Source organism: Streptomyces sp. KL109B, assembly GCF_030766935.1.
Classification (GTDB): domain Bacteria; phylum Actinomycetota; class Actinomycetes; order Streptomycetales; family Streptomycetaceae; genus Streptomyces.
This window is the reverse complement of record NZ_JASERL010000002.1, coordinates 20,865-35,346: the sequence shown is the minus strand read 5'-3', so window position 1 is coordinate 35,346 and position 14,482 is coordinate 20,865. Positions and strand designations below refer to the sequence as shown.

Genomic DNA, 14,482 nt, shown 5'->3' with positions numbered 1-14,482 from the left:
GTTCTCCAGCTCCCGCCGGCCGCGCGGCGACAGCTGTCCGCTTTCCAGCATCACGGTGAGCCGCTCGTGCAGGACGTCCGAGAAGACGCTGGGGGCGCTACTGACGCTACCGAGTCGCCCCGGTCGGCCAGACGACGGTGACCGGCACGCCGACCCGTTCCGCGTACGCCACGACGTCTGCGGTGCCTCCGTGGCCGCGGGCCGGCAGGCCGTCCCAGACAGCGACGAGGCGGTCCGAGAGGCCGACGAGGATTTCGCTTCCGGCCTGATGGGCTTCGGGGGTCGATTCCTTGAGCCCGGTGTGGTGCACGTGCCTGGCGCGTTTCATCAGGTCGTCGTAGTCGGAGTGGTGCCACTCGGGCAGGCCGTCCCGGTATTCGGTTGCCGGGGTGACGACTTCGAGCTGGCCGCCTGCGGTGAGCACGGTCTGGGCCCACCAGGTGTCGGGGCCGTCGGCGAGGCAGCTGATGGCGACGATGTCGCGGGCGGAGTAGGTGTGGGCGTGCTCCAGGAGGAGGGCACGGACCTGGTCTTCGACGGGCTGGGGCAGGCCGCGGTGTCCTGTGATCCCGACACGCATGACTGGTGTTCTCCTACAGGTAGGTGGTGTGGAGTTGGTCGTCGAAGTCGCGTACGACGCTCGGTGGGCGGGGTGTGGAGTAGGTGCGGCGCAGCGAGCGGGCCCGTTCGATGATTTTGCCGGAGCGCAGGCGGATGCCTTCGGTGAGTGAGCGGGCGGCCAGCGTAAAGGCGGTGTCGACTTCCTTGGCGGTCAGGTAGCCGGTGGCCATGTCGAGGGTGAGCAGGGCGCGTTGCTTGTCGTGGTTGCCGCTCAGGGCGGTGGCGATCTCCTGTTCGCCGATCCGGGCATGGAGGGGGCGGCCCAGTCGGGCCGTGCAGGTGATGCGGCATGCTGCGGTCTTTCGCTCGTCGAAGGCGAAGATCCATGGCCAGGCGACGGGATCGGCGTCGGGGATCTGCGCGGCGCTGTGTTCGCAGGCCTTCAACGCCCGCTCGCAGGAGTGGTGTTGGTGGTTGGAGGCGTGTGCGACGGCCTCGATGGAGGAGAGCCATGCGGCGGCGAGCGGTGACAGGTTCCGTCCGAGCGCGTGCCGTGCCTGTGTGATCAGGCGCAGGGCCTGGTGGGGGTTGCCGGTCTCGGCCTCGAACGACGCGAGGCTGCCGGTCTGGTATGCGGCCAGGAGTGTGTCGCCGGAACCGTGCGCTGCTTTGATCGATGACCCGTACCAGCGTCGTGCCGACCCGTGATCGGCCATGTCCCAGGACAGCCACGCCGCGAACGAGGCGGCTTCGGACCCGACGGACGCCATGCGTGCGCGGTGGGCGTTGTCGGGTGCTTCGCTCGCGATGGCCTGGATGAGGTGAAGGTGGGTCTTCATCGACTCGGCGAGGTCTCTGGACGCGACGGTGGCGTCCAGCCTCCGAAACGAGCTGGTGGCCATGCGCAAGGTCGCCGCGTGTGAGGTGTCCTCCCACGCCAAGGGGGTGCCTGCTGCCGTGCTGGTTGTTGCGGGGGCGGCGGCCCAGCTCGACGTCCGCACCCGCCCCCGCCCCGTCCGGGGGAGGCAAGGCCCGCCCCGGTGAACTCCGTGCCCGGATCGCACACATCCTCGCCGTCAGCCCGGCAGGCGAGTACACCGTCACCGAACTGGCCAGGATCCTCGGGCACTCGGGCGGCGCGGTCGGCAACGCCTGCGAGACCCTGGTCGCCCGGGGCGAGGCCGAACGATCCCAGGACAAGCCCCGCATGTACCGGGCCACGGCCACCACACAGGCCGCCGCCCAGCACGTGCCCGCCCCCGCCCGGCCCCCGGCCGCTCCGCGCTCGAAGAAGCCCGCGCCGCCGGGCGGCCCAACGGCCCCGGCCCTGCAGGCGGTACCCCCGTCCGCGCCCGCCGGGCCGGTCGTGCGGCCCAACGGGCAGACGTACCACCCGCGTTCGCTGGCGAGCCTGCCCGACGTCGAGGCCCTGCGGCGCCTGCGGGAGGCGGGGATCCCGGTCCTCCTGTACGGGCCGCCGGGCACGGGCAAGACCTCCCTGATCGAGGCCGCCTTCGAGGACCTGATCACGGTGGCGGGCGACGGGGACACCACGGTCGGCGACCTGATCGGCGAGTACACCCAGGACCCGGCGGGCGGATACACCTTCGTCTACGGCCCGCTGATCACCGCCATGACCGAGGGCCGTGCCCTCCTCCTCGACGACGCGACCCTGATCTCCCCGAAGGTGCTGGCCGCGCTCTACCCGGCGATGGACGGCCGCCGCCAGATCCAGGTCAAGGCCCACAAGGGCGAGACGATCACCGCCGCCGACGGCTTCTACGTGATCGCGGGACACAACCCGGGCGTGCACGGCGCGATCCTCACCGAGGCCCTCGCGAGCCGGTTCAGCGTGCAGGTCCAGGTGAGCTCCGACTACGAGCTCGCCACCCAGCTGAAGATCAACCGGACGGCGGTGCGGATCGCCCGCAACCTCGTAGTGGGTACGGCGGGCTGCCTCGTCGAGCAGTGTGGTGCGCTCGCGACCGCTCCGTCACCGAACTCCCCCTACCGTCCGCCGGGATCGGTGAAAGACACCATCCCTACCGACGGGCGACATCCTGCTCGTGCGCCTGCGCGCACGGCGGGTTCTGCGGAGGCTGCGGCCACGCCGGACGCGGCGGCCGCTGACGAGCACACGGCGCGGATCGCGTGCGGCCCAGTTCTGGACGGCACATCTGCGGCCTGCGGCGTCCGAACTCGCGCGCTACCAAGGCAGCGGGTCGGGGCGGCGATGCCACCACCAGGCCCGGGTCCCGCCAGGAGAACGACGCGACGCCGATCCGGCGGGGAGCTCGGAGAACCAGGTGTCGTCCGGGACGGTCAGCGCGAGGAACCGCTCGTCCAACGGCTCCACGGCCTGCGTTAGCAACTCCGTTGGGCGCAGCCCTCCTGCAGGGAGCTTGCTTCGGCCACGCCGCCATCGTCGCCTCCCGGACCCGAAACCTGGACACGGCGGTCCGGCAAACGATCGTCGGCAGGAGCGACCTGCCAAGGCGGTCTTGCTGCAGGCGAGCTGCACTCATATGCAAAGGGGTGTGCGTTCCGCAGGTGGATCACGGAGGATGCCATGGTGATCGAGACACCTCCGCCATCCGCCCTCGGTCAGGCCGCCCGTGCCGTCGCTCCCGGCGCGACAGCGCGTTGTGTGCGCAGGCTTGCCGGCGGGACCCATGCCACGACGCACCTGCTGCACATCGGGCCGCCGGAGCAGGAATTGGTGCTGCGGCGCTTCCCGCCGGGTGACCCGGCACCCGGCTACGAGGCGGGCGTCCTGACGGCGCTGGACGGCCTGGACGGCTGGGCACCACGACTGGTCGACGCCGACCCCGACGGGAGTCGCTACGGCGCACCCGCCGTGTTGATCACGCGCATCCCCGGCACCGCCGACATCACGAACGTCCCGCCCGCAAAGGCCGCCACCCAGCTCGGCCGTGTGCTGGCGCGCATCCACTCCACGCCCACCGCACGGCTGTCCGGGTTGCGCGACGGCACAGACGCGGCCCTGGCCTCATCAGCACGGGCCGGCGACCGGGGCCCCGCGGCGCCGGTGGTGGCGGCGCACGGCCATCGGCTCGCCGAGCAGCAGCGGGTGCTGACGCACTACGACTTCTGGTCGGGCAATGTCCTGTGGCAGCAGCAGGCGCTCACCGGCGTGGTCGACTGGTCGGGGGCGTCCCTCGCGCCGCGCGGCTTCGACGTCAGCTGGTGCCGGCTAGATCTGGCCCTACTGCACGGCCCGGACACCGCCGAGACCTTCCTGACCGCGTACGAGGCGGCGGCGGGAGTCGCGGTGGCCGATGCCGCCCTGTGGGACCTGTTCGCACTCAGCAACTCCTACCGCAGCGTCGAGACCTGGCTTCCCAACTACCACGACCTCGGGCGCGGCGACCTGTCGGCCGTCGACTTGCGCGAGCGGCACACCAGGTGGACGGAAGCACACCTCTGATGCGAACTCGCGGGACGCGCGCTGTGCGTGGGCACCGTAACTGGCGAGGTCCCTACAGAAGAGCCACCCCCTTTTAGGACTGCGGTGTGGGAGGCGTGGTCACTCGCGCCCTCCCAGCGGCCGGCAGAGACTTCACGGATTCCGTCACGCACCAGCGCCTGTAGTCCGCGGGCTTGTGCGAGTGGCGCAGCGCTCAACCGGGTGCGTCGGAGGGTGGTCACCCGGGTGGCGTCCGGCGTGCAGGGCGCGTCGACGGTGGAGTTGGCGATTGCGGTCGACGAGGCGCTGCTCGGGCTCGAGGACGGGGCCAACCGGATTGAGCGCAAGCAGTACCGGGCGTATCAGCGACTGCGGAACTTCGCCTGTCTGCGTCCACCGCAGCGCAGCAAGTTGCTGGTCTACCTGAAGGTCGATCCGCGGGATGTCGAACTCGTGTCGGGGCTCAGCCGTGATGTGCCGGGTCTGGGGCATCACGGGTGATCTGGAGGTGCAGTTGCGTACGCCGAAGGATGTGGAGCGGGCGCGGGAGCTGTTCCGGGCCGGCTACGCGGCGGCCTGACCGCTTGTTGCTGGCGGCGTCGCGTCGGTCGAACGGGCGACGCGCCCTGCATTGCCTGAGCAGGGGCTGGCTGCGCGACATAGATGCCGCGCGGCCAGCCCCATGGATGGGTTGGTCAGCTGATGGCTTGGTAGCTGGCCCATCCGTCGCCGTAGTCCTTGTACGGCAGGTCGCCCTTGTTGAGGCGGGGGAAGTACCAGATGTGGCCTGTGCTGAATGTGCTCCAGAGGTCGGGCGATCCGTCGTTGTCGGCGTCTCCGGGGGAGGTGAGCAGTGGGGCGTTGGTTTTGGTGAAGCCCCAACCGGTCTTGACCTTGGCGGACTGGTCGGCGAGGCCGTCGCCGTCGTCGCTGGTGCCGGTGAACTGGTAGAGGTCACCGGAGGTCCGGTCGCGTGCGACGAGGTCTACGCGCTCGTCGCCCCAGCCGTTTCCAGGAGCGATGAGGTCCGTGTCGGACCAGCTGTCCTGGCCGATGAGGATGGGGTCGCGGTCGCTGTCGAGGCGGTTGTCCGGGGCTCCGAAGTAGAGCCAGAGCAGGTCACCTTGCTTGACGAGGAGGTCGGGGTAGCCGGGGATGTCGTCGGTGCCGTCGTTGTCGACGTCGAGGGGGCCGTCGACGTCGCCGATGGCGAGTACTTGGTCGGCGCCCTGCCAGTGGTTGTTGGCCTCGTCGTAGACGGTGAGTTCGCGGCCGTCTCTTTCGGTTCCTTCGCAGTTGCTGCAGGCGAAGCCGTAGCCGTTGTTGGGCAGGAGCAGGATGTGGTCGGCGTTTGTGTTCGTGTCATGGCCGTAGGCGAGGACGTCCTCGTAGCCGTCACCGGTCCAGTCGCCGCGATGGGTGACTTTCAGGCCGCCCCAGTTGGCGCTGGAGGCGGGGCTGGCGGCCTTGGTGAGGGTGCCGTCGCCGGCTCCGTAGAAGCGGTTGAGGACGCCGTCCTTGTCGATGCCGTACATGTCGGGGTTGCCGTCGCCGTTGATGTCTCCGGGCTTGTCGGCTGTCTTGAGGCCGTTGGCGTAGAAGAGGTAGTCGGCGGTGTCGGACTTGTTGCCGGCCTTGTCGAGGCTGCGCGCGTAGAGGTGGTTGGTGCCGGAGCTGGTGGGGGTGAACTTCACCGTGACGCCGGCACCCGCCGTGCTGGGGGTGGCGGTGCGGACGGTGGGGTCGGTGTCGGTCCAGTACTCGTACTTGGTGACATCGGTGACGCCGCCGCTGGAGAGGGCGAAGGAGCCTTCGCTGCGTACGGAGCCGGTGATGGCGGGCCAGCCGTCGCTGCCGTTGGGGAACTGGCTTGAGGTGATGCCGGGTGGGGTGCTGGGCCGGTTGGGGTCGAAGACGAAGCGGCAGCCGGAGGCGCCGAGGGTGGGGGTCCAGTCGGAGGTGGCCTTGCCGTCGTCGGCCTGGGCCTTCCAGGAGAAGTTGCCGTCGGCCGTGCTCACGTACTGGCTGAGGGTGGTCTTGGGGACTTTGATTTTGGCGACGGTGCCGGAGGTGACGGAGACGGTCTGGTCGAAGAAGACGCCGGGGCCGTCGTCGTGGTGGCCGGTGGCCCAGAGGTGGAAGCGGGCAGTGACGCTGCCGCCGTCCCTGTCGCCGACCTTGGCGGTCAGGTAGATGTCGGTGTTGCCGATCAGGCCGTAGGGTGCCACGTCGCCGCAGCCGGAGCTGTTCTTGGTGGAGGGGATGGTGTCCAGGCCGCTGGGGTCGTCGGGCACGGTGTTGTACTCGGTGGACATGACCGCGGACTTGGCGTCGAACTTCTTCCAGCCGTACACGTCCGACTCGTTGTTGGCCTGCAGCAGCAGCGAAATGGTGTTCCACTTGCCGGCTGCGGCGTCCTTGGCGGCACCGGTGACGTCGAAGGCGAGGTTGCCTGCCGGGCAGTCGCCGCTCCAGCCCTTGGAGTCGTTGACCGAGTCGAGCTTCTCGCGCTTGTCGGGCTGGTTGTTCCAGGTGGTCGACGAGCCGATCGTGGCGGTGCGGTACAGGTCGACCGGCTTGGACGTGCACGACCACGACCAGGTGTTCTTGATGCGGAACGTGGACTTGATGACCTGCTTGTTGGTGCTCCACAGGTTCTTGGTGTTCATGCGGAAGTAGGAGCGGGCCAGGCCGTTCGTCTCGTTCTCGTATCCGGCGCGCGCGGTCGTGGTGGTGCCGCCGCCCCAGCCGGCGCCGTTGAAGTACGAGGTGGTCGGGTACTTCTTGTAGGCGATGGTCCAGGAGTAGCGCGAGCCCTCGACGTAGGGGTCGATGTATACCGGGTACTTGGTCTTCGCGCCGGTCAACAGGGCCTGGTCGGGGGTGAGTTTGAGGGTGTCGTCGCTCACGGAGATGGGCATCGCGGCCTGCTTGGCGCCGGCGGCGGGCTCGAACTCGCCTCCGGGCGCGGCCTGAGCGGGCTCGTCGGTCGCGGCGAGGGTCGCCAGGCGGGTGGTGGTCTGGTTCGTGGAGCTGTCCCACATGCGCGGGGTCGGCGCGGTGAACAGCTCCTGGCCGCCCGGGTTCTTCGCGCTCAGGTTGCCTGCCGTGTCGGTCGCGACGTCGACGCCATCGGCGGACATCTTGTACGAGACGTCCTTCAGCTTCGGGTTCGCTGCCGCCTCGGCGGTCTTGACGACGAGGAGTTGGGCGAAGCCGGAGGCGCCGGCGCGGAGTTTCAGGTCGACGTCGGGCAGCACGTCGGGGTAGGTGACGGTGTCGGCGTCGATCGTCGGCGCAGGCAGGGAGGTTGGCCAGGCCAGCGAGATGCTGCGGCCGTCGCGGGTGACGGTCGCCAGCGGGCCCTCGCCCCCGCCGGAGAACTCCATACCCACACCGGTCGCCTTCGGACTGATCGTGCCGTCGGAGCTCTTCACCAACGTCGTGTCGATGTCGACGAGCTTGGTGCCCTTGCGCGCCCACTGCGCGGTCGCGTACCGGTCCTCGGTCAAGGTACCCGACGGGTTGGCGAACACCTGGGACGCCTCGGTGCGGTGGGACAGCACCTCGACCCGGTCGCCGGTCTCCTCGGCCTGCGTGAGCGCCTTGCTCTCCTCGGGGGAGTACTGACCGGTCGTGCCCGCGGCGCCCGTCGCGGCAGCGGGCGCGGCGGAGGCCGTCGGCAGCGCGAGGATCAAGGGCGTGGCCAGGCCGAACGCCGTGATTGCGGCTATTGTTCCGCGGCGCCAGGCTCTGCGCCCGCGACGCCGTCTCGGATCGAGTTTCATTCTGCTTCCTTTACGGAACCTACACATCGTTGCGCGCACCATACAGTCCGGATGTGGGGCGGCAGGAGTGACTTCGGGGGCTGTGCAAGGTCAAGTTTTCGGCGGTGCGTTGCACGTCCTGCGAGCGGCCCGGATTTGATCATGCGTCAGGTGATCGTGAAGATCCGCACGTCAGGCGAGTCTTGAGTGATTGAAGACGGTCGAGAGGGTGCAAAGGTTGCGCGTAAGCCGAAGATCCTTTCCTTCTTGTTGCGGTGCGCTCCCTTTCCGTGTCACGTATCGATTAATTCAGCTTGCAGGCATTCCGCTTTCGCGGTGCTCGGTGTTAACTTCCACCGGATCTTCACCTGAGTGTGTTGTGTGTCGTGGGGGGAATTGATGTCCGTTTCGCGGAAGAAGCTTGTCCGCCGTTCGAATCGCACGGTTGCGAGACGTGTGCGGGCCGCGCGTCTGCTGGCGATGACGCTGGTGGCGTACCTCGTGGCCGGTCTGCTGGGCGGCCCGGTCGCCGCCGCGGCCGAGTTGTCGCTCGCCAAGTTGGGCAATCCGGACCCTGTGCGCACGGCCAAGGTGAAGAAGCACGGCGTCTCCCGGCCCGACGAGGCGGCCCGCCACCCGTGGCGGCGCGATCCGAAGGTCGCCTGGCCCGAGGTGGGTACGGCCACCGTCAACGTTCCCGCCAAGGCCGCGGCCACCGCCGGTGACCTGCCGGTGCGTGTCCAGGGCAGAGCGGGGAAGGGACACGAGGCAGCGGGGCCGTCGAAGGTCCAGGTCCAGGTGCTCGACCAGAAGGCCGCCAAGACCGTTGGTGTCAAAGGGGTGTTGGTCGCTGTCCGATCCCTCGACGGGGCCAAGGGGCCGGTCGACGTGCAGGTCGATTACGCGGACTTCCGCCACGCCTACGGTGGTGACTGGGCCTCACGCCTGACGCTCAAGCAGCTGCCGGCCTGCGCGTTGAGCACGCCGACGAAGACCGACTGCCGCGCAGGGAAGAGGCTGCGGACCGACAACGACGCCACGGACGGCACCCTGTCCGCCCCTGTCGCGCTCGCCGCGGCCGACGAGACCGCGGCCGCGAACTCCGCGTCCGCCACTTCCGCTCCTGTCACCGTGGCGCCGAAGTCCGCCCGCTCCGTGAGCGGCCTGAGCGCGAGTGAGGGCACCGTGCTGCTCGCCGCGACCGCCGAGGCGTCCGGAGCCGGCGGCGACTTCAAGGCCGGCTCGCTCTCGCCGTCGGCCACGTGGTCGGCCGGCGGCTCCAGCGGCGGCTTCTCCTGGTCCTACGACCTCGACGCTCCCGAGGTGCCGGGCGACGTACAGCCGGATCTGAGCCTGTCCTACAGCTCGCAGTCGGTGGACGGCCGCACCGCGGCCACCAACAACCAGGCCAACTGGATCGGTGACGGCTGGTCGATGAGCCCCGGCTACGTCGAGCGGCAGTACGTCTCCTGCTCGGACGACACCACGGACAGCAACGGCACCGACAAGAGCGGCGACCTGTGCTGGAAGAAGGACAACGCCGTCCTGAACCTGAACGGCCAGTCCAACACCCTGATCCACGACGACAGGACCGGCGCCTGGCACCTGGAGGACGACGACGGCACGAAGGTCGACAAGCTGACCGACACCGACCGCGGCAACGGCGACAACAACGGCGAGTACTGGCGCGTGACCACCCCCGACGGCACCCGCTACTACTTCGGCTACAACCGGCTGCCCGGCTGGGCCGACGGCAAGACGGAGACCAAGTCCACCGAGACCGTCCCGGTCTTCGGCAACCAGTCCGGCGAGCCGTGCCACGCAGACGCCTACAAGGACTCGTGGTGCCAGCAGGCATGGCGCTGGAACCTGGACTACGTCGTCAACCCGCACAGCGACGCGATGGCCCTGTACTGGAACAAGGAGACCAACTACTACGGCCGCAACGTCAACCCGGACACCGGCGCCTCGACCGCCACGGTCTACGACCGCGGCTCCTACCTCGACCACATCGACTACGGCCTGCGCTCCGACACCGTGTACGGCCAAAAGGCCGCGGGCCGGGTCGACTTCACCGTCTCCGAACGCTGCCTGTCCGACTGCGCAACCTTCGATTCCGCGCACGCCAAGAACTGGCCCGACGTCCCCTTCGACCGCTACTGCGCCTCGGGCACGGAGTGCAAGGACCGCTACTCGCCGACCTTCTTCACCCGCAAGCGCCTCACCAAGGTCGACACCTCGATCCTCACCGGCGGCGCCTACAAGCCGGTTGACTCCTGGGCGCTGTCCCAGCAGTTCCCCGCCACCGGGGACGGGTCGGACCCGGCGCTGTGGCTCGCGTCGATCACCCGCACCGGGCACACCGGCACCGGCGACGTGACCATGCCCGCCGTCACCTTTAAGGGCCAGCAGCTGGCCAACCGCGTCGAAGGCGCCACCACCGGCGGTGACCCCGACCCGGTGCCGCCGCTGGTGCGCTACCGCGTCTACGGCATCGACACCGAGACCGGCGGCACCATCGGTGTCACCTACTCGGCTCCGGACTGCAAGGCCGGCGACGTCCCGTCCCCGTCGTCCAACACCCGCCGCTGCTACCCGGTGAAGTGGTCCCCGCCAAACGCCCCGGCCGCCGACTACGAGCCCTACCTGGACTGGTTCCACTCCTACGTCGTCACGCAGGTCCTGGAGGCGGACAACACCGGCGGGGCCCCCGTCAAGGAAACCGACTACAGCTATCTGGACGGCCTGGCCTGGGGCAAGGACGAGGACGAGTTCACCAAGGCCAAGAACCTCACCTACGGCGACCGCAAGGGATACGGCCGGGTCCAGACCCGCACCGGCGCCCCCGCCGAGGGTAAGCAGACCCTGACCGAGTCCCGCTTCTTCCGCGGCATCGACGGCGCCGAGGTCAAGGACCACGAAGGCATCGCGGCCACCGACAACGAGGCACTGGCGGGCATGCCGCGCGAGGAAGCCGTCTTCGACGGCGACGGCGGCGCCCTGAAGTCGACCACCAGCTACACCTATTGGCGCTCGGCGGCCACCGCCACCGAGTCCCGCAGCGGCCTGTCCGACCGGCACGCCTACGCCACCGGCACCCAGAGCGAGAAGACCCGCACCGCCGTCGGTACCGGCTGGCGCGCCACCCAGACCGACCGCACCTTCGACGGCAACGGCCAGGAGCTGACCGAGTCCGACCTCGGCGACACCGCCAAGAGCGGCGACGAGGAGTGCACCACCACCTCGTACGCCTCCAACGCCGACAAGAACATGCTCGACCTGGTCAAGGAGACCAGGGTCGTCGCCGTCGCCTGCGACAAGACACCGACCCTGCCCGACGACCTCATCTCCGTCGCCCGCCACTACTACGACAGCGCCACCAGCCTGGACACCGCCCCCACCAAGGGCGACGTGACGCGCCTGGACGAGCAGGACGACCAGGGCACCGGCTACCTCACCACGGCCAAGAACACCTACGACATCCACGGCCGTGAGCTGACCGACACCGACGCCGCCGGCCACACCACCACCACGGCCTACACCCCGGCGACGATCGAGGCCCCGACCTCCAAGACCGAGACCAACCCGCTCAACCAGAGCACCACCACCGAGTACGATCCCGCCCGGGGCACCGCGACCGCCGAGATCGACGCCAACGGCAAGCGCACCGACGCCGTCCTCGACGGCCTCGGCCGGGTGCTGAAGGTGTGGAATCCGGGCTGGTCCAAGACCGACCACGCCGGCCAGCCCTCCACCGAGTTCACCTACACCATCTCCCAGTCCGCGGCGAACGCGGTGGCCACCAAGTCACTGCAGTACAACGGCGCCTACGCCACCACCTACCAGCTCTACGACGGGCTGCTGCGCGAGCGCGAGACCCAGGCCCCGGCCATCGGCACCGCCAACCGCATCGTGTCGGAGACGAAGTACAACACGCGCGGCGAAGCCGAGAAGCAGTACGCCGCGTACTACGCCGACGGCGCCCCATCCGCCGCGCTCACCACCGCCGCGGACAACACGGTGCCGTCCATGACGGAGAGCCTGTACGACGGACGCGGCCAGGTCACGGACGCGATCACCCGCTCGTACGGAGACGAGAAGTGGCGCACGAAGACGGCCTACGACGGCGACCGCACCACCGTGACGCCCCCCAAGGGCGGCACCGCCACCACCACGATCACCGACGCGAAGGGGCGCACGACCGAACGCCTCGAGTACACCGACGCGGCCCGCACCGCCTCACAGAAGACCACCTACACCTACGGCAAGTACGACGAGCCCGACACGGTCACCGACCCGGCCGGCAACAAGTGGTCCTACGGCTTCGACGCCCGCGGCCAGCAGGTCACCGCCGACGACCCGGACAAGGGCAAGTCCACCACCACGTACGACAAGGTCGGCAACGCGGCCACGGTCACCGATGCCCGAGGCACCACACTGACCACCGACTACGACGATCCGGGCCGCAAGACCACGCTGCGCAAGGGCGACACCACGCTCGCCAAGTGGACCTACGACACCGTCGCCAAGGGCCAGCCCACCAGCAGCATCCGCTACATCGACGGCAAGGAGTACACCTCCGCCGTCACCGGCTACAACGCCGCCTACCAGCCCACCTCCAGCACCGTCACCATCCCCGCCGAGGCCGGGGCACTCGCCGGCACGTATGCCTGGTCGTACGGCTACAACACGTACACCGGCCAGCAGGAATGGATCAAACACCCCGCCATCGGCAACCTTCCCAGCGAACGCCAGACGACCGTCTACGGAGAGGGCAACCTCCCGCAGACCACCACCGCAGGCTCCATCACCCTCGTCAACTCGACCGCCTACGACGTCTTCTCCCGCCCGAAGCGCACCGAGTACGGCACCCTCGGCAAGAAGGTCTACAAGACCGAGACCTACGACGAGGTCACCGGCAACGAGACCGGCCTGACCACCGACCGCGACCTGGCACCGCAGCGCATCGACGACATCAAGTACGGCTTCGACCCGTCCGGCAACGTCACCAGCATCACCACCACCAGCGGCCAGGACGCCGCCAAGACCACCGACACCCAGTGCTTCACCAACGACGCGCTGCGCCGCCTGACCGAAGCCTGGACCGCCAAGACCGACTGCTCAACCGCCCCGTCCGACACCACTGTTGGCGGACCGGAACCGTACTGGCAATCCTACCGCTACGACACGGTCGGCAACCGCACCCAGCTCGCCGACCACACCACCGGCGCCACCACCACCTACACCAACCCGGACGCGGGCAGCGCCCGCCCGCACGCCGTCCAGAGCGCCACCGTCAGCGGCGGCGCCGACGACGGACGGAAGAGCACCTTCGACTACGACGCCGCCGGCAACACCAAGACCCGCACCATCGGCGCCACCACCCAGAACCTCACCTGGGACGACGAAGGCCACCTCGCGTCGCTCACCGAGAACGGCAAGACCACCAGCTACAAGTACGACGCGGACGGCGAACGCCTGATCGCCAAGGACGCCGACGGCAGCCAGACCCTCACGCTGCCCGGCGACAACGAACTCAAGGTCACCGCGAGCGGCGCCAAGACCGGCACCCGCTACTACAACCACGGAAGCGACACCGTCGCCGTCCGCACCAGCAGCGGCTTCTCCTACCTCATCTCCGACCACCAGGGCACGGCCATGACCGCCGTCGCCATGACCACCCTCGCCGTCACCCGCCGCCGCCAACTCCCCTTCGGCGCCCCGCGCTCCGAGGAATCCGAGACGATGCCCGGAACGCGCGGCTTCGTCGGCGGCACCGAGGATCCGACTGGGCTGATCCATCTTGGGGCTCGCGAGTACGACCCGAACCTGGGCCGCTTCGTGTCCGTCGACCCGGTCCTGGACCTCAACGACCCGCTCCAGATGAACGCCTACGTCTACGCCAACAGCCGGCCCGTCACCGCCTCCGACCCGGACGGCCGGATGTTCTACGACGACTTCACCGGCCTGGGCTTCGGTAACACCACCGCCCAGAAGCACGCTTACCAGAAGTGGGGCTACCGCGACAGCCACGGACGCACCACCAAGAAGTACAAGCGGAAACTCGCCTACGACAACAAGCGGTATGCCACCTACCGGAAGACCAGCTACTACAAAAAGACGATGCGTCAGGCGTGGAAGGCTGCACCGCGACACAAGGCCCAGCCCGGAAAGCTAAAGAGGGACGCTGACAAGGCCCGCCAAAAGAAGGAGAGTATCTTATCTTCGATAAAGAACAATATCTGGAATCATCTGTCCCCAGGGGGAAGGCTGCTTGCCTATGCCATGATGCGCGCTCCGGGGTACCTGTGGGATCACGGGTACGTGAGTGGTTCTGCCTGCTTGCACGTTTGTCTCAACCTTGGCTTCCAGAGGGGCGTGCTATCTTTCGGATTGAGTGGAGGGTTCACATTCGGAGGGTCCCGCAGCATTATTCCTGGGAGAGCCGGAAACTATGCCGGCATGTCGGCCGGTATTAATACTGCCGTGCCCAGCGATCAGGCGTACCAGTTGGCTAATGTCACGGTAGCCAACGGGTACCGTGGCGGATCGGCCGCTTGGGGGAAGAGGGTATCGGGAGGTAACTACTACCAATTTGGCTGGGCTGGAGGAAGGGGGACTGCGCTGCAAGGACCGGTACTGATAGGAGGGACCTACAGCTCGGACCAGGGTCTTAACTTCCCCCCGTACACCAACTAGTCAACATTTCGGTAAAATGTAGCGAAAG

7 protein-coding genes and 1 pseudogene are annotated in these 14,482 nt (G+C 68.5%); 4 read left to right on the top strand and 4 right to left on the bottom strand.

All coding sequences use genetic code 11. The annotated features are described in order from the left end of the window. Positions 1-106 precede the first annotated feature (106 nt). Entirely contained in the window at positions 107-580 is a 474-nt protein-coding gene (locus RBJ65_RS06200; RefSeq protein WP_306316676.1) for a hypothetical protein, read from the bottom strand. Positions 581-593: 13 nt separating this feature from the next. Then, on the bottom strand, positions 594-1,463 hold the full coding sequence (locus tag RBJ65_RS06195; protein ID WP_306316677.1) for a hypothetical protein: 870 nt from the start codon (positions 1,461-1,463) through the stop codon (positions 594-596). Positions 1,464-1,618: 155 nt separating this feature from the next. Between RBJ65_RS06195 and RBJ65_RS06190 the strand changes: the two genes are divergently transcribed. Both RBJ65_RS06190 and RBJ65_RS06185 read left to right on the top strand, forming a co-directional pair. After that, complete coding sequence (locus tag RBJ65_RS06190) at positions 1,619-2,929, top strand: AAA family ATPase (protein WP_306316735.1); 1,311 nt, start codon at positions 1,619-1,621, stop codon at positions 2,927-2,929. 201 nt (positions 2,930-3,130) lie between these two features. Then, positions 3,131-4,009 (top strand): phosphotransferase family protein, encoded by an 879-nt coding sequence (locus RBJ65_RS06185; protein WP_306332115.1) that lies wholly within the window; start codon positions 3,131-3,133, stop codon positions 4,007-4,009. Here RBJ65_RS06185 and RBJ65_RS42065 read toward each other — a convergent pair. Beyond that, positions 3,928-4,230 carry a histidine phosphatase family protein gene (locus RBJ65_RS42065; protein ID WP_372341182.1) on the bottom strand — a complete coding sequence of 101 codons (303 nt, stop codon included), beginning with the start codon at positions 4,228-4,230 and terminating at the stop codon, positions 3,928-3,930. The two genes, RBJ65_RS06185 and RBJ65_RS42065, sit on opposite strands and share 82 nt — an antisense overlap. Here RBJ65_RS42065 and RBJ65_RS06175 point away from each other — a divergent pair. Continuing rightward, positions 4,208-4,568, top strand: a pseudogene (locus tag RBJ65_RS06175) (transporter); the annotation flags it as partial. The gene RBJ65_RS42065 and the pseudogene RBJ65_RS06175 overlap by 23 nt on opposite strands. Before the next feature lie 115 nt (positions 4,569-4,683). On the opposite strand, the gene RBJ65_RS06170 reads toward RBJ65_RS06175, so the two are convergent. Next, on the bottom strand, positions 4,684-7,776 hold the full coding sequence (locus RBJ65_RS06170) for an FG-GAP-like repeat-containing protein (protein ID WP_372341176.1): 3,093 nt from the start codon (positions 7,774-7,776) through the stop codon (positions 4,684-4,686). 435 nt (positions 7,777-8,211) lie between these two features. Here RBJ65_RS06170 and RBJ65_RS06165 point away from each other — a divergent pair, with 435 nt between their 5' ends. Next, positions 8,212-14,454 carry an RHS repeat domain-containing protein gene (locus RBJ65_RS06165; protein WP_306316680.1) on the top strand — a complete coding sequence of 2,081 codons (6,243 nt, stop codon included), beginning with the start codon at positions 8,212-8,214 and terminating at the stop codon, positions 14,452-14,454. The last annotated feature ends 28 nt before the right edge of the window (positions 14,455-14,482 follow it).

Bases quoted from the DNA above. Each gene is read 5' to 3' on its own strand.
- RBJ65_RS06185 (WP_306332115.1), top strand. From the start codon at position 3,131: ATGGTGATCGAGACACCTCCGCCATCCGCCCTCGGTCAGGCCGCCCGT.
- RBJ65_RS06170 (WP_372341176.1), bottom strand. From the start codon at position 7,776: ATGAAACTCGATCCGAGACGGCGTCGCGGGCGCAGAGCCTGGCGCCGC.
- RBJ65_RS06195 (WP_306316677.1), bottom strand. From the start codon at position 1,463: ATGGCCACCAGCTCGTTTCGGAGGCTGGACGCCACCGTCGCGTCCAGA.
- RBJ65_RS06200 (WP_306316676.1), bottom strand. From the start codon at position 580: ATGCGTGTCGGGATCACAGGACACCGCGGCCTGCCCCAGCCCGTCGAA.